Source organism: Nonomuraea sp. NPDC050394, from assembly GCF_044459065.1.
GTDB lineage: Bacteria > Actinomycetota > Actinomycetes > Streptosporangiales > Streptosporangiaceae > Nonomuraea.
Genome location: NZ_JBITIO010000004.1, coordinates 509,857 through 529,733, shown reverse-complemented (window position 1 = coordinate 529,733; position 19,877 = coordinate 509,857). Strand labels below are relative to the sequence as shown.

Genomic DNA, 19,877 nt, shown 5'->3' with positions numbered 1-19,877 from the left:
GCGGGTGAGCCGCTTGCGAGATGATGTGTGGCAGGTCGTCGGCGGGGTCTATGACCAGATCCTCGCCCATCCGTTCCTGGCCGGGCTGACGGACGGATCACTGCCGCGCGCGGCGTTCCGGCACTACGTCGTGCAGGAGGCGCATTTCCTGCCGGACTACGCGCGGGCCCAGGCGGCCTGCGCGGCGCGTTCGCCGGAGCCGTCCTCGGTGCAGAGCTTCGCGCGGGACGCGGCGATGACGGTCGAGGTCGAGCACAGCCTGGTGGTGGAGCTGCTGGCGGCGTTCGGTCTTGACGAGGCCGACGCGCGCAAGCTGCCCGCCGCGCCCACCACGGTCGGCTACGCCTCCTACCTGGTCAGGAGCTGCTCGCTCGGCACCTTCCCCGAGGCGCTCGGCGCGATCGTGCCGTGCTACTGGATCTACGCCAGGGTCGGCGAGGCGCTGCTCCGGCGTTCGTCGCCCGATCCGCTCTACGCCTGGTGGATCGAGACCTACGGCGCCGAGTCCTACCAGGAGACCGTCGCGGGCGCGCTGGACCTGCTCGACGGCCTGATCCTGGGCGCCGACGACCGTGAGCGGCTCCTGGACCGGGCGCTGACGACGGCCCGGTTCGAGTGGATGTACTGGGAGGCCGCCTGGCGCCGTGAGGGCTGGCCATGCGGCTGAGGGAGCTGGTGCGGGCCCGCCACCTCCACCTCAAGGTGCTGACCGGGCATGACCTGCTCGACCGGCAGGTACGCGGCGTGTCCACCACGGACCTCGCCGAACCGGGCAGGTTCGTGAAGCCGGGGGAGCTGGTGCTGACCGAGCTGACCTGGCACACCGGCGCCGAGTCATCCCGAAATTTCGTGAAAGCTCTGGGTGAGGTGGCGGCGCTCGTCTCCGGCACCGCGCTCAAGGGCGTCCCGCTCGACCTCGTCGACGCCTGCGCCGAGGCCGGGCTGCCGCTGCTCACGCTCCCCGTCGAGGTGCCGTTCAGCCACGTCACCGAGCACGTCCTGCGCGCGCTGATCGCCGAGCTCGGCACCCCGCCCCGTCAGCGGTACGGCTCCCGCCGCCGCCTGGCCAGCACGCTGGTCGACGGCGGCAGCCTGACCAAGGTGGTCACCGCGGTGGCCGGGGAGCTCGACGTGCCGTGCTGGGTGATGTCGCCGACCGGCCGGGTCATCGTCGGTTCGCAGCCGCTGGCCGAGGAACAACGGGAGCGGCTGGCCCACACGTTCCTGACCGCGCGCCACCTGCCGGGGATGGTGGGCGGGCTGTCGGTCTTCCCGATCAGCAAGGGCGCTCCGCACCGGATCGCCAACTGGTTCCTGGCCTATGCAGGGGAGCAGGCGCAGGGGGAGAACGAGGACCTCGTCGTGGAGCTGGCCGCGCTGGTGGCGCTGGAGCGCTCCCGGCTGGAGGCGGCGCAGCGGATCGAGCGGCGGGTGTTCGACCAGCTCCTGGAGCTGCTGGAGTCGGGGGAGGCGGCTCTGCCCGGTGTGGTGTCCCGCCTGCACACGTTGCACGTGGAGACCGAGCACGGGCTGCTGGTGGTGGCGTTGTCGGCGCCGGGGGACGCGGGCGTGGCCGTACTGGATGAGCTGTTGCGGCCGCTGGCGCCCGGCATCGTGACCGCCGCGCCCGGAACCGCGAGCGGGACGTCCGGCAGCGCGGGCAGGATGTCCGGAACCGTGAGCGGGACGTCCGGCGCCGCGGGCACCGGGGCCGCCGCGGACGGCGAGGCGATCGCGCTCGTCCCGCTGGCGGGCAACAGCGCGCGGGAGCTGACCGAGCACGTGATGGCCGGCGCGCGCAGGCTGGAGGCGGGGCTGAGCGGTGAGGGGCGGATCGCGCTCGGCGTCAGCAGCGTCACGACTGGGCCCGCCGCGCTGAACGGGCTGATCGAGGAGGCCCGGCACGCGCGCTCGCTGGCCGCGCTGAGCGGCGAGCGGATCAGCGTGATCACCGGCGACGACGTCAGCTCCCACCGCACGCTGCTGGCGGCGATTCCGGCGGATCTGCGCAAGTCCTTCCGGACCCGGCTGCTGGGCGCGCTGGAAGCCTACGACGCGGCGCACCAGACCGATCTGCTGGAGACGTTGCAGGCGTTCCTTGAGGAGTCGGGCAACTGGACCACGACCTCGGAACGCCTGCACGTCCATGTCAACACGCTGCGCTACCGGCTCAAGCGCATCGAGGAGCTGACCGGCCGCTCGCTCAACTCCTGGGACCAGCGGGTGGACTTCATGCTGGCCGTGCGCATGCGCTAAGGCGCGTAGACGTCCACTTCGGCGATGTAGGCGTCCTTGACGTGGCGGGGCAGCCAGGTGATCTCGAAGGCGTTGCGCTGCAGCTGCTTGAGATCCTCGTCGGGGAAGTTGAGCACTTCGAGGTTCTCGGCCACGTAGCCCAGGAAGTAGGCCGGGTCGTCGGAGCTGATCGTGACCCGCACGCCCAGGTCGAGCAGCTTGCGGATGCCCTCGATCTTCATGGAGTCGGTGACGTAGCCGTTGGAGATCGGGCAGGAGGTCATGCCGATGCCCTTGTCCAGGACCTCCGCGACCAGCTTCGGGTCCTCCAGGATGTTGACGCCGTGGTCGATGCGGTTGACGCCGATGTCCTGGATCGCCTGGCGGATGTGCTCGACCGAGTTCTGCTGGTCGACGTCGCAGTGCATGGTCAGCAGGTAGCCCTCCTGGCGGGCGCGCTCGTACACGGCGGCGAACTTGGCCGGCGGGTTGCCCTTCTCGTCGGAGTCCAGGCCGACGCCGACGATCCACTCCTTGTAGGGCAGCGACTCCAGCAGCGTCGCCATCGCGTACTCGGCCTGGAAGTCGCGCAGGAAGCACATGATGAGCTGCGCGCGCACGTCGAGCTGGGCCTCGGCGTCGATGAGCGCCCGCCGCAGGCCCCGGATCACCACGTCGAACGGCACGCCGCGCGAGGTGTGCGCCTGCGGGTCGAAGAAGATCTCCGCGTAGCGCACGTTCTGTGAGGCGGCCTTGCGCAGGTAGGCCATGGCCAGGTCGTAGAAGTCGGGCTCGGTGCGCAGCACGCCCATGCCCTCGTAGTAGATCTTGAGGAACGAGGTCAGGTCGTCGAAGTCGTAGGCGGCGCGCATCTCCTCGACGCCCGCGTACGGCAGCGCGATCCCGTTGCGCCGGGCCAGCTCGAACTTGAGCTCCGGCTCCAGCGTCCCCTCGATGTGCAGATGCAGCTCACACTTGGGCAGCCCGGCGATGAACGCAGTCACTGAATGACCTCCACGACCTCGAGGTTGACGCAATCCACCAGGCCGAGGTCGGTCACGGCGTAGTCGGGGATCGCGGTGATGGACAGGAAGAACAGGTACATCAGCGGTGAAGGCAGGGTGCAGCCCAGCTCGCGGGCCAGGTCGTCCAGGCGCTGCTCGGCCACGGCCATCTCGGCCGCGGGCAGGTCGGAGACGATGCCGGCGATGGGGAGCGGGAGCCGTTCGCGTACCTCGCCGTTGACCACGATCACCTGGCCGCCGCCCATCTCGGCCACGGTGTTGACGGCCAGGGCCATGTCCGCGCGGGAGGCGCCGACGCAGATGATGTTGTTGTCGTCCGGGGCGGCGCTGGTGGCGATGGCGCCCTCGCGGATGCCCATGCCGCTGACCACGGCCACCGGCATGTTGCCGGTCTTGCCGTAGCGCTCCACGACGGTGACGAGGAGGGCGTCCTTCTCGACGCTCGGCTCCACGATGCCGTTGAGCACGGGGAGCGTGACGTCGCGGCGCTTGCGGACGAAGACCTGCTCGGTGAAGCCGATGGCCAGCACGTCCACTGTCTCCTGCTCGCCGGCCTGCTCGCCGCTCTGGGTGACGGTCTGGGCGCCGGTCTGGGTGACGGTCTGGTTGCTGGTCTGGTTGCTGTGCAGGGCGAAGTCGTCGGCCGTGACCGTCTTGAGCGGAAATTTCGTGACCTGGCCCCGGGCGGGTGGGGCGGTCGGGCTGATCAGACGACCGTCGCGGGCCACCAGCGACCCCGCGGCGACGACGTCGCGGACGCGGAAGTCCTCCAGCGAGTCCACGATCAGCACGTCGGCGAAGCGGCCGGGGGCGATGCTGCCCACCTTGTCGTCGATGCGGTACATCTCGGCGCAGTTGACCGTGGCCATCTGGATCGCGGTGACCGGGTCCACTCCGGCCTCCACGGCCATGCGTACCAGCTTGTCCATGTGCCCGCCGGCCAGGACGTCGGCGGCGTGCACGTCGTCGGTGCAGAAGGCCACCCTGCGGGCGCCGACCTTGCTCACGACCTGGATGTTCTCCCGCAGGAAGTGGGCCACGGAGGATTCACGCACAATGGCGTAGATACCCTGGCGCAGCTTCTCCAGCATCTCCCCGTGGGAGTACGACTCGTGGTCGAGACGGATGCCGGCGGCGGCCAGGCCCGCTATGCGGCGGGCGTCCGACATCGGGGCGCAGCCGAAGACCGGCAGCCGGTGCTTCTCGGCCAGCTCCAGAGCCCGCATCACGGCGGGGTCGCCGTGCTCGACCATCTCCTGGACGGTCTCCCACACGCCGACGCACTCGGGCCAGGTGTGGGCCTCGCGGTGCTCGTCGGGGCCGAAGGTGAAGCCGACGTTGCTCTGGGGCACGGTGTACGGGGCTTTCGCGGGGGCGCCCCACCAGATCCGCATCCCGGTCTTCTTCGACTCATCCAGAAATTTCCGGACTCCGGGTAGGCCCTCGACGACGAGCACCTGGTCGAGGCCCGACACGACGCTTGTCGTGCCCAGCGGTACGACCAGGTCGGCGAAGCTGGTGACCGACAACTTGGAGCACTCGATGTGCAGGTGCCCGTCGATCAGGCCGGGCACCAGGTACCCGCCCGCGGCGTCGATCACCCGGGTCTCCGGACCGCGCCGGAGAGCGGGCCCGACGGCGGCGATCCGGTCCTGAAATATCCCGATCTCTGCGGGGTAGATCTCGCCCGTCAGGACGTTGACCAGCGTGCCGTTGGTGATGATCGTGTCAGCCGGCCGCCTGCCGTACGCCACGTCGAGCAGTGTCATCGAACCCCCTCAAGAACAGGAACGGAAACGGGCCGGCGATCCAGTACGGCATAAGCCGCCCCGGCCACCAGGAACCCGGCGAAGATGCTGAAGTCGGTGCCGCCGGTGGCCTGGGAGATCCAGCCGACGAACGCGGTGGAGTTGATCCAGAGGGCAGCGGCGACCATGCCCGCGACCTGGGCGATGATCGCCGCCCAGCGGACCTGGCCGGGTGCGCTCTCGTCGAACAGGGCGCGGGCGTCGTAGCGGCCCTTCCTGCGCAGCCAGTCGGTGACGTAGACGCCGGCCCACGGCGCCAGCCAGATGATCAGCAGGCCGAGGAAGGTGTTGAGCATCGTGTTGAAGTTCTCCGACGTCACCGCCACGTACGTGATGATCACGCACAGGATGAGGTCGGCCACCACAGCCACCCACCGTTTCACCTTGATGCCGGCGGCCTGCAGGTTCAACCCCGAGGAGTACAGGTCGGTGGTGTTGACCGCGAACAGCGAGACGATCGCCAGCAGCAGGTACGGCACGACGAACCAGGCCGGCAGCGCCCCGGGCAGCCCGGAGATCGGGTCGGCCGCGTCCTTGACCACGGTGGCGACGGCCGCGCCGAGGGTCATCAACAGCACGTACGGCACGAAGCCACCGAGGAAGGCGTACCCGAAGACGGCCTTCTTGGAGGAGTCGGCGGGGAGGTAGCGCGAGTAGTCGCCGCCGAGCGGTCCCCAGGACAGGCCACCCGCCGACATGATCAGCGCGACGGCGACCGTGAAGGTGGTGAAGTCCGCGCCGGCGCCGCCCGCCGCCACGTCGACCTTGGGGCCGACCAGGATCGCCATGAGCCCGAAGAGGACGACGAAGACCCAGGTGAAGTACTTCTGCGCCTTCATCACCGCGGCGTGCCCGATGAGCGGCAGCACGAGCTGGATGAGCGCGGCGACCAGGATGACGGCGACCTTCAGCCCCAGGCCCTCGGTGGCCACTCCGGCCTGGCCGAGCAGCGACAGGGCGGCGAAGGTGATCAGGACCATGCCGCCGGCCTCGAAGCCGACCATGTTGAGCCAGCCGAAGAAGCTGAGCAGCCGCGCGCCCTTGGGTCCGTAGGCGGCGCGGGAGACGGCCATGGTGGAGGTGCCGGTGGCCGGGCCCTGGAGGCTGGTCAGGCCGACGAGGGGGAAGGCCAGCAGGTTGCCGACGACGATCGCCGCCACGGCCTGCCAGAAGCTGAGGCCGAAGGCGGCCACGATGGTGGTGCCGTAGACGAGGGTGAAGATGCCCATCGTCGTCCCGGTCCACAGGAAGAGAAGGTCACGCGGGCGGCCATACCTCTCCCCGGCCGGGACCAGCTCGATCCCGCGTTGTTCCATCGTGTCCTCCCAGGTCGGTGTCCCCTTCAGTGAACCAAAGGGGGCTGACCTGGGCAGTTATCCGGACATACGAGCCTGTCCCGCACCGCTTGTCGAGGCCTACAAAGAGATCATCCGAGCCCGGACGGCTAGATCAGCGCCAGCCCGATCGAGAACAGCAGCCCGAACGCCATCTGGAGCTTGCCCGTCGCCTGGAGGACGGCGATCAGGTCGGGCCCGACAGCACCGCCCAGAACGGTACGGATGGGGGCGATGGCCAGCGGCGCGGCCAGCAGCGCCAGCGCCACCCACGGCGAGACCGTCACCAGCGCCAGCACGATCACGAACGGCAGCACCAGGCAGGCGGCGTAGAGCACGCGGGTGCGCTCGGCGCCCAGGACGACGGCCAGGGTCTTCTTGCCCGCGGGACCGTCGGTGACGACGTCGCGCAGGTTGTTGACCACGAGCATCGAGCACGACAGCAGGCCGACCGGGACCGAAGCGGCCAGGGCCAGGCCGGACAGGTACTCCACCTGGACGAACGTGGTGCCGACCACCGGGACCACGCCGAAGAACACGAAGACGGACAACTCGCCGAGCGCGCGGTAGCCGTACGGGCGCTTGCCCCCGGTGTAGAACCACGCGGCGGCGATCGCCGCCGCGCCGACCGGCAGGATCCACCACGCGCGGGTGGCGATCACCAGCGTCAGGCCGGCCACCGCGGCGGCGGCGAAGCAGCCCAGGGCGGCGGTCAGGACCTGGCGTGGCGTGGCGGCCCTGGAGCCGACCAGGCGCATCGGGCCGACCCGCTGGTCGTCGGTGCCGCGCACGCCGTCGCTGTAGTCGTTGGCGTAGTTGACGCCGATCTGCAGCAGCAGCGCGACGGCCAGGGCGACGAGCGCCTGCCACCAGCCGACGGCGCCGAGACCGAAGGCGACGCCGGTGCCGACCATGACGGGGACGACGGCGTTGGGCAGGGTGCGCGGCCGCGCACCGGCGATCCACTGACCAGGAGTTGCCATGTTCTCGTCTACCTCTAGCTGATATCCGTGCTGAGCCTGACCATGCGGATCGGGCGGCCCATGTCGAGCACCCTTTCGGCCATGTCCTCGCCCCAGCCGGCCGACTCCAGGAAGCCCAGGACGGCGTGGTTGTCGGCGAAGGCCCAGGTGACGATCTGGCGGTAGCCGTCCTCGCGCAGGTGGTCGACGGTGGCGTTGAGCAGGCGGCTGCCGTGCCCGCGGCGGACGAAGTCGGGGTCGACCAGCAGCGTCAGCATCTCGGAGACCACGGTCGGGTCGAGGTCGGGGTCTTCGGCGGGGGCGTGGGAGGCCAGGCCGACCACGCGCTCGCCGCCGCGCGGCGTGGCGAGCGCGGCGCTGCCGCCGACGCCCAGCGCGGGGAAGCCCTCGGTGTCGAGGATGGTCTCGACCGCGACGAGCACCCGGTGGCGTGAGGTGGGCGGGGCGACGATGGCCTCATCCCACTGGCGCAGCCACATCTTCTCGGCCGCCGCACCGGTCATCTGCTCCAGCGGCCCCTCGGGCAGGAAATCCCGATAGCCGTAGCGCCAGGCGCGGACCTGAACGTTCGCAACCTGGAGCACATCCTCGCGCCGGGCCGCCCGGACGCCTACGTCTGCCATTTTCGGCCCGCTCCTTCGCCTGCCGTCATGCCACAAGGCACGAGTTACACCGTATCGGTGTTTGAGCCTTGGAGACGACGCGAACCATGCTTCCTTGCCCGATATGCACGGGTTTTGGTGCGGTTGCCGCAGACCTTCATGGAGCACCAGGACCGCGAGCGGTTCTTCGAGGAGTCGATGAACGCCCACTGGCAGGTGCCTTCCAGGCAGACCTTCAAACGTTCCCATCCGGGATCGAGTACGGCCGCCGCGATCCGGGCCAGCGCGCCCCGGATGCCGGGCCGTACCGGTGCCAGCCGGGGCCCGTCCGCGATCACCACCCGGAGCGGCAGCTCCGGCAGATCCGCCGCCTCCCCGCGGCGCAACGCCGCCCGCAGGCCCTCCCGCAGGGCGATCGCGGTGGCCAGATCCTCGTCCTCCGCCCGGTCGCCCTCGCCGGCCAGGCCCCGCTCGCGCAGCCACAGGGCCAGCTCGGCGGGCGAGTTCAGCTCGTCGGCGTCGTTCTCCACGTCATAGGTGTTCACGAAGTCGCGCACGAGCTCCAGCATGAAACCACTGTAGCGTGTTGAGTGGTGTCTTCTTCGGAGAGGAGTCTTGATGATCGTCCGCATCTGGCGTGGCTGGACCCGTACGGCCGACGCCTCCGCCTACGAGGATTACCTGCTGCGCACCGGGTTTCCCGGTTACACCTCGACGCCGGGGAACCAGGGGGTGCGCTTCACCCGGCGCGATGACGGTGACCGTACCGAGTTCCTGCTGATCTCGTTCTGGGAGTCGTGGGAAGCCATCGCGGCCTTCGCCGGGGAGGACCCGTCGCGGGCCGTCTTCTACCCCGACGACGACGCCTTCTTGGTGGACCGGGAGCGTACCGTCGCGCACTACGAGGTCTTCGCCAGCGCCTGAGCCGTGCCTTCGACGAAGGCGCGCAGCCCGTGCTCGAAGCCGTCCTCGCCCAGCGGGCCGCCGGTCTCGTGCACGGCGGCCAGCAGGGTGGGCCCCGGCAGGACGCCGGACGGGCCGCCGCGCCCGGCCTGTTCGTGCAGGACGACGCCGTTGACGTAGTGGGTCAGCGTGGTGATCGTGCGCAGCGCCAGGCCGGGCGTGAAGCCCCGGCCGACCATGGAGTCAAGCTCCTGCTCGAACAGTTCCACCGCGCGGGCGCTGAGGCTGGTCGCGCCGGACACGACGCGGGCGCCGTCGCGGTGCGCGCTCAGCGAGCCACGGTACGCGCGGGCGCGGCGGGCCAGCCAGTCCTGCCACGACTCGTCGTCCGGCGGCGGGCCCATGCCGGCGGCCAGGACGATGGCGTCGGCCATGCCGTCCAGGAGTTCCTGCTTGGTGCGGATGTGCCAATACAGCGCGGGGGACTGGACGCCGAGCTCGGCGGCGAGCTTGCGGACGGTCAGGCCGTCGAGGCCGACCTCGTCCAGGAGGCGCAGCCCGGTCTCGATGAGCAACTGCCGGGTCACCTTCTTGTTCACACTTCACCTTAGCAGTGCTAAATTGCCCTTAGCGTTGCTAAGGAGGTTTGCCGATATGTCGGGAATTCTGGTGTTGCATGCGGGTCTGGATGACGGCTCCCTGTGGCGCAAGCCCGCCGGCCTGCTGGCCGCCCGGTATCCGGTCGAGGTGCCATGCCGGCTTCAGTACCGGCCCGATCGGGGACCGGCCGTGACCATCGAGGACGAGGTCACCGAGACGCTCGCCGCCGCCGAACGGCTGGGCGGCGAGGTCCTGCTGGTCGGCCACTCCTCCGGAGGCGTGGTCGCGCTGGAGGCCCTGCGCGCCGGGCCGTTCGCCGGAGCCGTCCTCTACGAACCGCCCGTCATCACCGGCACCACGCTCGGCGGCGACACCACCCGCCGCGCACGGGACGCGATGGCCCGGGGCAAGACGGCCAAGGCCATGCGGACCTTCTTCGCGGAGGTGATCAAGGTTCCGGGCTGGCAGGCGGCGGTGGGGGCGCTCGCGGTGGCCCTGATGCCCAGGCTGCGCGCGCTGGCGCCCCGGCAGCTCGACGACCTGGCCGCCATCGACGCCCTCGGCAACCGGCTGGGCGACTACGCCGGCATCCAGGCGCCGGTGGTGCTGCTCGGCGGCGACCAGAGCCCGGCCCACCTCGGCGAGCGCATGGACGCCCTCGAACGCGTGCTGCCGCACGCCACCCGCGTGGTCATGCCCGGTCAGGGACACACCGCCAACCACCGCGCCCCTGACCTGCTCGCCCGGATCATCCTGGAACACGCCGGCCGGGTGCTCGCCTAACCGGGCCCCATCGCCTCGGCCAGCCGCCTGACGCCCTCGGCCAGTTCGCTCACGTGGGCGGCGGCCATGAAGGTGAGCCTCAGGCGCGGGCCGGGCGGCTCCGACGGGTAGTACATGCGGCCGGGGCTCACCAGCACGCCGTTGCGGTAGGCCGCCTCGACCAGGGCGGACTCGTCCACGTGCGGCGGCAGCCGTACCCACAGATGCTTGCCGCCGCGGGGCACCAGATGCGGCGCGGCGGCCGGAAGGCGTGCGGCGAGGGCCGCGAGCAGCGCGTCGCGGCGCCGGGCGATCTCGGCGTGCACCGTGCGCAGGTGGCGCTCCCACGCGGGTGAGCCCACGAACTCCAGCGCCGTCTCCTGCAGCGGCCGCGCCACGAAGAACGACTCCACGAGCTGCCCGGCCCGCAGCCGGTGCGCGGCGGGACCGCGCGCGACGACCCCCGCCACCCGCAGGCTCGGCGCGAGGACCTTGGTGAGCGAGCTGACGTAGACGACGGTGCCGTCGGGGTCCATGGAGACCATCGGCGGAGGCGCGGCGTCGGCCAGGTAGCGCAGCACGTCGTCCTCGACCACGAACGCGCCCGCCGCCCGCGCCACGCCGATGACCTGCTCGCGCCGCTCCAGGGAGAGTGTGGCGCCGGTCGGGTTGTGCAGCGTGGGCTGGCAGTAGAAGACCCGCGCGCCGGTGACGGCGAAGGCCTCGGCGAGCAGGTCCGGCCGCACGCCGTCGCGATCCATGGGTACGGCTGTCGCCCGCAGCCCGGCCGCCTTCGCCGCCGCCAGCGCGCCCGGGTAGGTGGGCGTCTCGACCAGGACCGGCGTGCCCGGCGCCGCCAGCGACCTGAACGCCAGCGACAGCGCCGACTGCCCGCCGCTGACCACGAGCGCGTCGGCCGCGGTCACGTCGCCGCCCGCCTGGACCGCGAACCACCGGCGCAGCTCGTCCAGCCCGTTGAGCGGCGGCACCGACCACGCGTCGGGACGCCGCGCCGCCCTGGCCATGGCGGCGGCGAGCTGCTGGGAGGGGCGCAGGGCGGGGTTCAGGTAGCCGCCGGTCAACGCGATGACGTGATCGGGCGGGCCGGCCAGCAGGGCGGTCACCGCCGTGTCGTCGACCACGCGGTCACCCAGGGCCACGGTCTGCCAGGACATATCCGCTTCCGTGGGGGATGGAGCGGCGGGCCGCTGCGCCACGTACGCGCCCGCGCCCGGCCGCGTCACCACCCGTCCCTCGGCGGTGAGCTGCCCGATCGCCCGCGACACCGTGACCGGGCTGACCCCGTGGCGGCGCATGATCTCCCGGCTGGACGGAAGCCGGTCGCCCGGTTGGAGGCGGGAGACCTCTTCGCGCAGCATCGCGGCGATATGGGCGATACTGCTATCGTTGTTCATGAATGTACAGAATAGCGCTATCGTCGCCCCCGCAGTAGCGGTCTCCCACGCCCGCCGCGGGACCTTGCTGGCATTCCTCGGCGTCCTGTCGTTCTCCGGCTCGTTTCCCGCGACGGTCTTCGCGATGAGGGGATTCGACCCGTGGCTGGTGGCGATCGGCCGGGCGTTGGTGGCGGGGCTGGTGGCCCTGGTGTGCCTGCGCGCCGCCCGGGTGCCGCTGTTGCCGCCGCGCCACCAATGGCGTCCTTATGCGCTCATCTCCCTTGGCGTCGTCTTCGGCTTTCCCGTCTTCAGCGGCCTCGCGCTGTCGCTCGGCGCCGGCACCGCGCACTCGGGCGTGGTCATCGGGCTCCTGCCCGCCGCCACCGCCGCGTTCGCCGTGCTGCGGGCGGGCGAGCGGCCCCGGCCCGTGTTCTGGCTCGCGTGTACGGCCGGAGCCGTCGCGATCACCGCCTTCACCTTCACCCGTGCGGAGGGCGGCGGCGCCTCCTGGGCGGACCTGCTGCTGGTGGCGGCGCTGCTGTCGGCGGCCGTCGGCTACACCGAGGGCGGCAGGCTCTCCCGCGCCACACCCGGCTGGCAGGTGATCTCCTACGCGCTGGTGATCTCGATGCCGGTGACGCTGCCGGTCACCGCGGTGCTCGCGGCGACGACGCCCGTGGTGTGGAGCCTTGAGGCGGTGGCCGGATTCGCCTATGTCGGGCTGATCTCCATGTTCCTGGGATTCATCCCCTGGTACGCGGGTCTGGCCCAGGGCGGCATCGCGCGGGCCGGGCAGACGCAACTCGCGCAGCCGCTGCTCACGATGGTGTGGGCCTGGGTCCTGCTGGACGAGCGGTTCGGGTGGGTGACGGTGGCGGCGGCGCTGGCCGTACTGGCGTGTGTGGCGGTGACGCAGCGCGCGCGTACTTGAAATCGCATGACATCGGCCCGCACGATGGGAGGCGGAGGTGTCACACATGGCCGACCTCAGCGTGCCCGACGGCGGTTTCTGGCCCGCGCCCGAAATCCCGCAGCCGAACATCTACCCGATGGAGTGGCGGGTCGAGACCGAGAAGCTCGCGGCGATCTACGAGAAGTCCAAGACCATGCTCTGGAACCCGGCCGACCTGCCCTGGGACGGCCTGGTGGCCGAGGACTTCACGCGGGAGCAGCGGCTGGGGATCATGTACTGGTTCGCGGTCCTCGCCAACTTCGACGCCTCGGGCCCGGCTGTCTTCGCCCGTGCGACGATCCAGGCGTTCGAGAAGCACGAGGAGGATCCCGTACGCAAGTGCTTCTTCTCCATCACCCGCGACGAGATGAACCACGAGGAGTGCTGCCAGCGCACCATCGCCCGCCTGTGGCCCGGCGGCCCCCTGAACTGGACTCCCGCCGACGACTTGGAAAGGGCCGCCCACAACAACATCGGCTGGCTGTACCACAACGGCGGGCGCTACTGGACCGGGTACAGCTCGGCGGTGGGCAAGTATTCGCTGCCCGTCCTGTTCACGAGCTTCATGATGGGCGAGATGGCAGCCTCGACGCTGTTCAGGGGGATGGCGTCGGGGACCCGGCATCCGGTGTTCGGGGAGATGTTCCAGCGCATCGGCCGGGACGAGTCCCGACATCTCCAGATTTGCATGACGATTCTGGAGAACGAGTGGCCGGGGCTGACCGAGGACGTGAAGTCACTGATCACCCGGCAGTTGCGGGCCGGGTTCGTGTTCCTGTCGATGATCCTCTGGGAGCCGCCTGAGGGGTTCTGGGAGCTGCCGCCGTACTTCCTGAACAACCACCGCGTCCTGATGGACCACGCCCGCGAGGCCGGGCTGGGTGTGCTGTCGTACGAGGAACAGGCGGAGAACTGGCGCCAGGCTATGGCCAGGGTCCGCGCGATCGTCGAACGCTGGGGCATCGCCTTCCCGGCCATCCCGGAACTGGACCTGGAGGGTGTGGCAGTCGACTTCATCGACCCAGAAGAAATCATCCCCGTGTTCTAGCGACGGCTGGGGCTGGTCCTCGCGTCCCCGGGCCTAAGGGCGTGGTCCTCGCGGTGGGGCGCTGCGCGCCGGGGGGCTTGGGCTGTGACTGCGGGGGCAAGGCCCCCCCACCCCCGGGCCAAGGGCGTGGTCCTCGCGGTGGGGCGCTGCGCGCCAGAAGGCTCGGGCTGTGACAGCGGGGGCAAGCCCCCGCACCCCCGGCGAGAGGCCTCCGGCCCCTCGCGCTCCCCGGTCGTGGGCAGGGGAAGACGGCGAGCCGCAAACACCCGAAAACGCCACGAGGAGTTTGTTTGTCGTAGGGACATCGGCTTGACGGGCCGAGGCTGGCGGGCTCGGAGCAGGGCAGCATCGACGAGGGCTTCGCGGTGATGGACGTCTCGCAGAGCGAATCCACGCTCACCGTGCGCGTGGCCGAGTTCGCCGACCCTGCCGACCCTTACCTGTGGTCGCTCAAGCAGCCCCCGACATTCTTGGTGGAGGCGCTCAAGGACAGTCTCGCCGCGCCGCTCGGCGACCTGCTGGCCGGTAGGAATCCCATGGGCGAGTTGTCGCGAGCCCGGCCCCCGGCGGGGCTGTTCCCGGAGCAGGAGGCGGCCTACCAAGCCTGCCTCCGGTCTGGGGCCCGCCGGGCACGGGCAAGACCCTGGTACTGACGAGGGCGATCGGCGACCTGATCGCCGCGGGCAAACGCATCCTGCTTGTCTCGGCGACCAATATCGCCGTGGGCAACGCGCTGCTGGGCATCCTGCGGGAGCATCGCCATCCGTCAGGAACCATCGTCCGTGTCGGCTCGCCGTAGCCGCGCGAGGTCACCGAGAACGCCGACGTCTCCCTGCACCTCCTGGTGCGAGCCCGGCTCACGGCCACCGACTCAATGCGGCGTGACCTGTCGGAGCGGTTGGTGACGCTGAGGGCGCGACCTACGGGAGGGTGTGGGTGAAGTGGGTCGCTGCCGCGTTCACTGCTGTTGTGACCTGGGGTTCCTGGTCGTAGAAGGCGAACTGGTCGCCGTCCGTCCAGATGGACTTCTTGGGTCCGGTCAGTCCGGCGTAGAAGCGGCGTGCTCCCTCCGGGATGGCGGCGGCCTCGCTGTGTACCAGCAGGACGGGCTGGGTGATGCGGGAGGACAGGGAGATCGAGTCGTAGCCGAGCCAGCCCTCCCACGCCATCACCGCGAAGCGGTTGGGCCACTGCGGGAGGCCGCCGCGGGAGGGGTTGAGGTAGAAGTCGATGTCGAACGGCATCGCCGCGCGTGGGTCGGAGCCGCTGACCACCGGTACGTATTCGACCTCGCCTGTCGCTTCGAAGTTCGCGCGGGCCTGGGTTGCCTCGGCCAGTTTGCCGGCCACGCCGTCGGCGCCGCCGTACACCTGATGGCAGATTTCCAGGTCGTGCAGCCAGGGCGCGACCAGTGCCAGTGACCTGACGCGGGGGTCGGCGGCCGCGTTCGCGCTCATGTACATCGCGGCCGCGCACACGCCGAGGGCGCCGAGGCGGTCGGCGTCCACGGCGGGATGGTCTGCGAGGAAGGTCACGGCGTGGTGGATGTCGGCTATCTTGCGCTCCGGCAGTTCGTAGTCGCGGGGCTCGCCCCCGGATTCGCCGTAGCCGGTGAAGTCGAAGGAGAGGGCGGCGAAGCCGCGGTCGGCTAGTCGTTCGGCGTAGCGGTTGGCCATCTGCTCTTTGACGCTGGTCCAGGTGCCTGCCACCACGATGCCGGGAACCGGCTCTATCGTGTCCGGGAGGAACAGGTTTCCGGTCAGTGTCACGTCTCCGGCCTTGAACTTCACCGTTTCCATGGGAGCTCCTCGATCAGTTGGCGTAGGTCAGGTTGGCTTTGGTGATGGATGAGCCGTTCACCGTGAAGGCGTAGTAGGCGGCGAATCCTCCCTGGCCACCGGGGGCGAAGCGGACCAGCAGGCGCTGATAACCGGGGCGGTTCTCGGCGATTTTGGTGACGGTCAGCCTGCCGCCGATCACCTCGGCCTTGGCCCAGGCGCGGATCGCGGGGCGGCCCTCGAAGCGCCGTCCGACGTCGACGAGTTCTGCCGCGGGGGCGAACGCCTGCGCCAGCGCGTCGAGGTCCCCTTCGTTGACCGCGCTCACGTAGGCCTGCACGGGTGGCAGCAGACCGTCGGCGCAGGCGGGGTTCTCGGTGGACAGTTCGCGGGCCACGGCTTTGACGTTCTCCTGTACGAGGGTCGGGAGGTCCGCGACCGGCGGGTGGCCGGGGTAGGCGCGCTCGAGCTCGTCGATGATCGACTTCTGCTCGCCGGCGGTGACCGTGTCCCCCTCGGCGGAGTCGCGGGCGGTGGCGAGCCGTACCAGATCGCGGAAACGTCGCAGGTACGCGCGCTGCCCGTCGATCAGGGCGCGGGCGGGGCCTGCGGCGCCGTGGCCGGGGTGGATCGTTCCGGCGCGGGGGAAGCGCCGGTCAAGCTGGTCGAGGGCCTGGAGCCAGCCGCAGGTGGTCCCCTCCAGCAGCGCGGGCATGACCTTGGCGGTGGCCAGGTCGCCGGCGTAGAGGTCGCCGGTGTCGGGGCGGTAGTAGACCGTCGCGGTGTCGGACTCGCCGTGGGCGAACGTGGCGGTCTCGAAGCTGATGCCGCCGACTCGCAACGGCGTGTTGTCCTCGAAGGTCTTGTCGGCGTAGGTGACCTGGGCGGGGAAGCCGGCGTTGGCCGAGCGGGCCAACGGGTAGAAACCCCGCTTGTCCTCCCGCATCGCCGCGTCGGTCGCCTTGGAGGCGTAAATGGGCGCCTCGGGGTACGCCGCGTCGAAGGCGCCCGCGCCGCCGACATGGTCGGGATGCGAGTGGGTGAGCAGGACGGCGGCGACCGGCTCGCCGGTCTTCCTGATCTCGGTCACCGCCTTGCGGGCGTCGGCCGGAGTGCGCAGCGTGTCGATGACGACCAGGCCCTCAGGACCCTGAATCCAGTAGGTGTTGACAGAGCCGGGGTTGGGCGAGGCGAAGCGTCCCGTCGCCTCGGGGCTGGAACAGCCGGCCACCGCCACGATCGTGCAGGCGGCGAGCATGCGCCGCACGGTCGAGTTCATGGCGTGCCGACGTGGGTCCGGGCCCACTGCGCGAAGGTGCGGGGCTCGTGGCCGGTGACCTCACGGACCGTCGGGCGGACGACGGACTCGTCCAGCGTGCCGGTCACGTAGAAGTCGAAGAACGCGTCCACGTACTCGGCGGGCATGGTGGCCAGCAACTCGGCGCGCGCCTCCTCGTTCGTCAGGCCGACGAACTCCAGGTCGCGGCCGAGCACCTTGGCCAGCACGGCGACCTGCTCGGCGGGTGTCATCGCGACCGGCCCGGTCGGCCGGAGGATCGCGCCCCGGTACTCCTCCGACAGCAGCGCGCGGGCGGCCACGGCCCCGATGTCGTACGGGTCGACGCTCGCCGTACGGACGTCAGGGAAGGGAACCCGCACCCGATCGCCGGACCGCAGCTGCGGCAGCCAGCGAAGGGCGTTGGACATGAACGCGGCCGGTCGCAGGAACGTCCACGACAGCCCGGACTCCCGCACTGCCGACTCGGACGCGGCCATGTACCGGGTGACCGCGTTGGTCGGGTCGCCGCTCTCCGCCGAGCCGCCGGACAGCAGGACGACCTGCTCCACGCCTGCCCGGCGGGCTTCGGCCAGCAGCCCCGGCAGGTTCTCGTACCCGGGAAGCAGGAACAACGCGCGGGCCCCGGCCAGCGCCGCGGCCATGCTCTCCGGGCGGTTGAGGTCGCCGGTGACCGTCTCGGCACCGTCCAGATGAGGTACGGCGCGCGGAGCCCGTACCAGAGCACGGACCGGTTCATCGGCCGCGACCAGAGCACGGACCACTTCGGCGCCGACGTTGCCCGTCGCGCCCGTCACCAAGATCATTGAGTCGTCCTCACCAATGGTTACCAGGGGAGTGGGCGGCCGTCGCGGAAGAAGCCGCCGGTCGGGCCGTCGTCGGGGAGCGTGGCCGCCCAGACGACGCCTTCCGCGCCCGCGGAGACCGGACGGCCGCCCGGCCCTCCCATGTCCGTCGCGACCCAGCCCGGGCAGATCGCGTTCACCAGGACGCCGTCGCCGCGCAGCTCGGCCGCGAGCATGCGGGTCAGGGCGTTGAGCGCCACCTTGGTGATGCCGTACGCGGGTGTGCCACCGCCCATGTTGGTCAGCGCGGCCGCCTCGCTGGACACGTTGACGATCCGGGGGTGCGCGCTCTCGCGCAGAAGCGGCAGCAACGCCTGGGTCAGCCGCCACGGGCCGTAGAGGTTCGTCTCGGCGGCCTCGCGGACCACGTCCAGATCTGCGGACACGGCGTCCTGCCACGTGTCGTAGGTGATGGCGGCGTTGTTGACCAGGACGTCCAGCCGGCCGTACCGGTCGGCGACCGCGGCGGCCACCTCCGCGATGTCCGCGGCGGAGGTGACATCGAGACGCAACCGGACGATGTCGCCGCCGAGTTCCCCGGCATTCGGCGACCGGGAGGTGAGCAGGACCGTGTGGCCCAGTTCCGCGAGTCTGCGGCACACCTCCCGGCCGATCCCCCGGTTGCCGCCGGTCACGAGCGCGATCATCCGGTACCGGCCGCCAGGGACAGCAGGTCCTTGTTGCCGTCGGCCCAGGTGGCGGTCATCACCACCCCGCTGATCTTCCACGCGTGGCCGGACCGGACGAGGTCGAAGCGGTACGTGCCGCCCAGCGTCCAGAGCGGCGAGCCGAACGGATTGGCGAGGCGGTGCGTGGCCTGGAACGACGCCGTGCAGATCGCGGAGTCGTCGTCGACGATCACCAGGTGGTTCGTCACCAGGTGCTGCGTGGCGTCGAACGCGCCGAGCAGGCCCGACCACGCCTCGACGATCTGGCCGGGTGTCAGCACGGCGGGCTCGCCGCCGTTCAGGCTGGTGTAGTCCAGGGTCACCGAGTCCGCGAACACCTCGCCCAGGCGGCTCCACTCACGCTGGTCGGTGTGCCATGCCATGCGGGTGCAGGTCTCGATGATCGCCAGGCGATCCTCAGTGGTGCTCATGAGGGGCAATGATGGAACGGTTCTTTCGGGCACGTCCAATAGCTGCTGTAATAGACAACGGCTATGGATGCTCACCTGCGGGACCTGCGCTATTTCGTCGCCGTGGCGGAGGAGCTCAGCTTCACCCGCGCGGCCGAGCGCCTGTTCATCGCGCAGCCGACGCTCAGCAAGCAGATCCGCCAGCTCGAAGATCTGCTGCGGGTGAGGTTGTTCGACCGGAACCGGCGCGCGGTGCGGCTCACGGCACCGGGCGAGGCGCTGCTGCCGATCGCCCGCGAGCTGCTCCACCGCTGGGACGAGGCCCAGCGGGCCGTCGGCGACGCCGCCGCCGCCGAAACCGCACGGCTCACCGTGGGCATGTCCACCAGCGTCGGACGCGGCTTCCTGGCAGCGATACGGGAACGGTTCACCACCCGGCGTCCGGGCTGCGAACTGCGGTTTCGCCAGGTCAACTGGACCGACCCCACGGCGGGCCTGGCCGAGGGCGAGGTGGACGTGGCGTTCGTCTGGTTGCCGATCCCCGGCCAGGACGATCTCAACGTCCGGGTCGTGGCCCGTGAGCCGCGCTGGGTCGCGTTCCGGCAGGAACACCGGCTGGCCGGACGGGACGAGGTCGGCTTCTCCGAGCTCCTGGACGACGCGTTCCTGGCCCTTCCCGAAAGCGCCGGATTGCTGCGCGACCACTGGCTCGCGACCGGTGAGCGTGGCGGGCGGCCGCCGGTGGTGTGCGCGACCGTGACGAACACCGAGGAGACTTTCGCGGCCCTGGAGAGCAGCGACGCCGTCGTCCTGCTCGCCGCCGGCAACGCCGAGATCTACCGGCGGCCGGGGATCACGGCCATCCCGGTCACGGGGCTGTCTCCCTGCGAGCTCGCCCTCGCGTGGCGGCCCGGCGACCACCGCACCGCCATCCGCGACCTGATCGAGGCCCTGTCACCCGGCATACGCTCCTAGATGGTGCAGCCTCTTGCTTCCAGATGGGAGGCCAGGGGATAGAAGGTGGCCTGCTCACAGGTGTAGGTGCCGGCGTCGCCGTACCAGATGATCACTGTGACGTCCCGCAGTCCGTTGCCCGCGCAGTTCTCCGCGCTCAGCCATCCCTGACCGAACTCGCCGGTCACGCAGATATACCCGCCCGTCGCCTGGGTGCCCGGCGCGGCCAGCATGGCCGCGCCGAGCACCGCGATGCACCATCCGACCATGCCCAGA

23 protein-coding genes are annotated in these 19,877 nt (G+C 70.6%); 9 read left to right on the top strand and 14 right to left on the bottom strand.

All coding sequences use genetic code 11. The features are described from left to right. Positions 1-4 precede the first annotated feature (4 nt). Positions 5-667: a TenA family protein gene (locus tag ACIBKY_RS19945; protein ID WP_397098119.1), complete on the top strand. Its 663-nt coding sequence runs from the start codon at positions 5-7 to the stop codon at positions 665-667. Next, a complete protein-coding gene (locus ACIBKY_RS19940) occupies positions 658-2,256 on the top strand; it encodes a PucR family transcriptional regulator (protein WP_397098118.1) in 1,599 nt (532 codons plus the stop codon). The genes ACIBKY_RS19945 and ACIBKY_RS19940 overlap by 10 nt, the downstream gene beginning before the upstream one ends. Here ACIBKY_RS19940 and add read toward each other — a convergent pair. The 6 genes from add to ACIBKY_RS19910 all read right to left on the bottom strand — a co-directional run bounded on the left by add (position 2,253) and on the right by ACIBKY_RS19910 (position 8,556). Beyond that, complete coding sequence (gene add / locus ACIBKY_RS19935) at positions 2,253-3,239, bottom strand: adenosine deaminase (RefSeq protein ID WP_397098117.1); 987 nt, start codon at positions 3,237-3,239, stop codon at positions 2,253-2,255. The genes ACIBKY_RS19940 and add overlap by 4 nt on opposite strands. Next, positions 3,236-5,029: an adenine deaminase gene (locus ACIBKY_RS19930; RefSeq protein ID WP_397098116.1), complete on the bottom strand. Its 1,794-nt coding sequence runs from the start codon at positions 5,027-5,029 to the stop codon at positions 3,236-3,238. The genes add and ACIBKY_RS19930 overlap by 4 nt, the downstream gene beginning before the upstream one ends. Beyond that, positions 5,026-6,384, bottom strand: a complete 1,359-nt coding sequence (locus ACIBKY_RS19925; RefSeq protein WP_397098115.1) for a purine-cytosine permease family protein — start codon at positions 6,382-6,384, stop codon at positions 5,026-5,028. Before ACIBKY_RS19925 ends, ACIBKY_RS19930 begins: the two co-directional genes overlap by 4 nt. Before the next feature lie 128 nt (positions 6,385-6,512). Then, positions 6,513-7,385, bottom strand: coding sequence for a 1,4-dihydroxy-2-naphthoate polyprenyltransferase (locus ACIBKY_RS19920; protein WP_397098114.1), 873 nt, complete (start codon positions 7,383-7,385; stop codon positions 6,513-6,515). 14 nt (positions 7,386-7,399) lie between these two features. Further along, complete coding sequence (locus ACIBKY_RS19915; protein ID WP_397098113.1) at positions 7,400-8,008, bottom strand: GNAT family N-acetyltransferase; 609 nt, start codon at positions 8,006-8,008, stop codon at positions 7,400-7,402. Positions 8,009-8,052: 44 nt separating this feature from the next. Beyond that, positions 8,053-8,556, bottom strand: coding sequence for a CGNR zinc finger domain-containing protein (locus ACIBKY_RS19910; RefSeq protein ID WP_397098112.1), 504 nt, complete (start codon positions 8,554-8,556; stop codon positions 8,053-8,055). 49 nt (positions 8,557-8,605) lie between these two features. Between ACIBKY_RS19910 and ACIBKY_RS19905 the strand changes: the two genes are divergently transcribed. Next, positions 8,606-8,911 (top strand): antibiotic biosynthesis monooxygenase family protein, encoded by a 306-nt coding sequence (locus ACIBKY_RS19905; RefSeq protein ID WP_397098111.1) that lies wholly within the window; start codon positions 8,606-8,608, stop codon positions 8,909-8,911. Here the strand turns inward: ACIBKY_RS19905 and ACIBKY_RS19900 are convergent. Next, a complete protein-coding gene (locus tag ACIBKY_RS19900) occupies positions 8,887-9,489 on the bottom strand; it encodes a TetR/AcrR family transcriptional regulator C-terminal domain-containing protein (protein WP_397098110.1) in 603 nt (200 codons plus the stop codon). The genes ACIBKY_RS19905 and ACIBKY_RS19900 overlap by 25 nt on opposite strands. A 55-nt stretch (positions 9,490-9,544) precedes the next feature. Between ACIBKY_RS19900 and ACIBKY_RS19895 the strand changes: the two genes are divergently transcribed. After that, positions 9,545-10,273 carry an alpha/beta fold hydrolase gene (locus ACIBKY_RS19895; protein WP_397098109.1) on the top strand — a complete coding sequence of 243 codons (729 nt, stop codon included), beginning with the start codon at positions 9,545-9,547 and terminating at the stop codon, positions 10,271-10,273. On the opposite strand, the gene ACIBKY_RS19890 is transcribed toward ACIBKY_RS19895, so the two are convergent. Next, positions 10,270-11,667, bottom strand: coding sequence for a PLP-dependent aminotransferase family protein (locus ACIBKY_RS19890; protein WP_397098108.1), 1,398 nt, complete (start codon positions 11,665-11,667; stop codon positions 10,270-10,272). The genes ACIBKY_RS19895 and ACIBKY_RS19890 overlap by 4 nt on opposite strands. On the opposite strand from ACIBKY_RS19890, the gene ACIBKY_RS19885 reads away from it, so the two are divergent. The 4 genes from ACIBKY_RS19885 to ACIBKY_RS19870 all read left to right on the top strand — a co-directional run bounded on the left by ACIBKY_RS19885 (position 11,666) and on the right by ACIBKY_RS19870 (position 14,448). Beyond that, entirely contained in the window at positions 11,666-12,580 is a 915-nt protein-coding gene (locus ACIBKY_RS19885; protein ID WP_397098107.1) for a DMT family transporter, read from the top strand. The two genes, ACIBKY_RS19890 and ACIBKY_RS19885, sit on opposite strands and share 2 nt — an antisense overlap. Before the next feature lie 46 nt (positions 12,581-12,626). Further along, on the top strand, positions 12,627-13,649 hold the full coding sequence (locus ACIBKY_RS19880; RefSeq protein WP_397098106.1) for a hypothetical protein: 1,023 nt from the start codon (positions 12,627-12,629) through the stop codon (positions 13,647-13,649). Positions 13,650-14,017: 368 nt separating this feature from the next. After that, positions 14,018-14,302, top strand: coding sequence for a hypothetical protein (locus ACIBKY_RS19875; RefSeq protein WP_397098105.1), 285 nt, complete (start codon positions 14,018-14,020; stop codon positions 14,300-14,302). Next, positions 14,254-14,448 (top strand): AAA domain-containing protein, encoded by a 195-nt coding sequence (locus ACIBKY_RS19870; RefSeq protein ID WP_397098422.1) that lies wholly within the window; start codon positions 14,254-14,256, stop codon positions 14,446-14,448. Before ACIBKY_RS19875 ends, ACIBKY_RS19870 begins: the two co-directional genes overlap by 49 nt. 121 nt (positions 14,449-14,569) lie before the next feature. On the opposite strand, the gene ACIBKY_RS19865 is transcribed toward ACIBKY_RS19870, so the two are convergent. From ACIBKY_RS19865 to ACIBKY_RS19845, 5 genes are read right to left on the bottom strand one after another with little or no spacing between them, the layout of a single operon-like run. Further along, positions 14,570-15,448 carry an alpha/beta hydrolase gene (locus ACIBKY_RS19865; RefSeq protein WP_397098104.1) on the bottom strand — a complete coding sequence of 293 codons (879 nt, stop codon included), beginning with the start codon at positions 15,446-15,448 and terminating at the stop codon, positions 14,570-14,572. 13 nt (positions 15,449-15,461) lie between these two features. Continuing rightward, the gene (locus ACIBKY_RS19860; RefSeq protein WP_397098103.1) at positions 15,462-16,706 is read right to left on the bottom strand and encodes an MBL fold metallo-hydrolase; all 1,245 of its coding nucleotides are present in this window, start codon (positions 16,704-16,706) and stop codon (positions 15,462-15,464) included. Further along, positions 16,703-17,530: an NAD(P)H-binding protein gene (locus ACIBKY_RS19855; RefSeq protein ID WP_397098102.1), complete on the bottom strand. Its 828-nt coding sequence runs from the start codon at positions 17,528-17,530 to the stop codon at positions 16,703-16,705. Before ACIBKY_RS19855 ends, ACIBKY_RS19860 begins: the two co-directional genes overlap by 4 nt. Before the next feature lie 20 nt (positions 17,531-17,550). Next, positions 17,551-18,204 (bottom strand): SDR family NAD(P)-dependent oxidoreductase, encoded by a 654-nt coding sequence (locus tag ACIBKY_RS19850; protein ID WP_397098101.1) that lies wholly within the window; start codon positions 18,202-18,204, stop codon positions 17,551-17,553. An 8-nt stretch (positions 18,205-18,212) separates the two neighbouring features. Next, positions 18,213-18,668: a nuclear transport factor 2 family protein gene (locus ACIBKY_RS19845; RefSeq protein ID WP_397098100.1), complete on the bottom strand. Its 456-nt coding sequence runs from the start codon at positions 18,666-18,668 to the stop codon at positions 18,213-18,215. A gap of 63 nt (positions 18,669-18,731) precedes the next feature. Here ACIBKY_RS19845 and ACIBKY_RS19840 point away from each other — a divergent pair, with 63 nt between their 5' ends. After that, positions 18,732-19,622, top strand: coding sequence for a LysR family transcriptional regulator (locus tag ACIBKY_RS19840; protein WP_397098099.1), 891 nt, complete (start codon positions 18,732-18,734; stop codon positions 19,620-19,622). Here ACIBKY_RS19840 and ACIBKY_RS19835 read toward each other — a convergent pair. Beyond that, positions 19,619-19,870, bottom strand: a complete 252-nt coding sequence (locus tag ACIBKY_RS19835; protein WP_397098098.1) for a hypothetical protein — start codon at positions 19,868-19,870, stop codon at positions 19,619-19,621. The genes ACIBKY_RS19840 and ACIBKY_RS19835 overlap by 4 nt on opposite strands. Positions 19,871-19,877: the final 7 nt, after the last annotated feature.

Excerpts from the sequence above, each read along its gene's own strand:
- ACIBKY_RS19940 (WP_397098118.1), top strand. The coding sequence starts at position 658 with ATGCGGCTGAGGGAGCTGGTGCGGGCCCGCCACCTCCACCTCAAGGTG.
- ACIBKY_RS19930 (WP_397098116.1), bottom strand. The coding sequence starts at position 5,029 with ATGACACTGCTCGACGTGGCGTACGGCAGGCGGCCGGCTGACACGATC.
- ACIBKY_RS19925 (WP_397098115.1), bottom strand. The coding sequence starts at position 6,384 with ATGGAACAACGCGGGATCGAGCTGGTCCCGGCCGGGGAGAGGTATGGC.
- ACIBKY_RS19920 (WP_397098114.1), bottom strand. The coding sequence starts at position 7,385 with ATGGCAACTCCTGGTCAGTGGATCGCCGGTGCGCGGCCGCGCACCCTG.
- ACIBKY_RS19915 (WP_397098113.1), bottom strand. The coding sequence starts at position 8,008 with ATGGCAGACGTAGGCGTCCGGGCGGCCCGGCGCGAGGATGTGCTCCAG.
- ACIBKY_RS19910 (WP_397098112.1), bottom strand. The coding sequence starts at position 8,556 with ATGCTGGAGCTCGTGCGCGACTTCGTGAACACCTATGACGTGGAGAAC.
- ACIBKY_RS19905 (WP_397098111.1), top strand. The coding sequence starts at position 8,606 with ATGATCGTCCGCATCTGGCGTGGCTGGACCCGTACGGCCGACGCCTCC.
- ACIBKY_RS19895 (WP_397098109.1), top strand. The coding sequence starts at position 9,545 with ATGTCGGGAATTCTGGTGTTGCATGCGGGTCTGGATGACGGCTCCCTG.
- ACIBKY_RS19885 (WP_397098107.1), top strand. The coding sequence starts at position 11,666 with ATGAATGTACAGAATAGCGCTATCGTCGCCCCCGCAGTAGCGGTCTCC.
- ACIBKY_RS19890 (WP_397098108.1), bottom strand. The coding sequence starts at position 11,667 with ATGAACAACGATAGCAGTATCGCCCATATCGCCGCGATGCTGCGCGAA.
- ACIBKY_RS19880 (WP_397098106.1), top strand. The coding sequence starts at position 12,627 with ATGGCCGACCTCAGCGTGCCCGACGGCGGTTTCTGGCCCGCGCCCGAA.
- ACIBKY_RS19875 (WP_397098105.1), top strand. The coding sequence starts at position 14,018 with ATGGACGTCTCGCAGAGCGAATCCACGCTCACCGTGCGCGTGGCCGAG.
- ACIBKY_RS19865 (WP_397098104.1), bottom strand. The coding sequence starts at position 15,448 with ATGGAAACGGTGAAGTTCAAGGCCGGAGACGTGACACTGACCGGAAAC.
- ACIBKY_RS19860 (WP_397098103.1), bottom strand. The coding sequence starts at position 16,706 with ATGAACTCGACCGTGCGGCGCATGCTCGCCGCCTGCACGATCGTGGCG.
- ACIBKY_RS19855 (WP_397098102.1), bottom strand. The coding sequence starts at position 17,530 with ATGATCTTGGTGACGGGCGCGACGGGCAACGTCGGCGCCGAAGTGGTC.
- ACIBKY_RS19845 (WP_397098100.1), bottom strand. The coding sequence starts at position 18,668 with ATGAGCACCACTGAGGATCGCCTGGCGATCATCGAGACCTGCACCCGC.
- ACIBKY_RS19840 (WP_397098099.1), top strand. The coding sequence starts at position 18,732 with ATGGATGCTCACCTGCGGGACCTGCGCTATTTCGTCGCCGTGGCGGAG.
- ACIBKY_RS19835 (WP_397098098.1), bottom strand. The coding sequence starts at position 19,870 with ATGGTCGGATGGTGCATCGCGGTGCTCGGCGCGGCCATGCTGGCCGCG.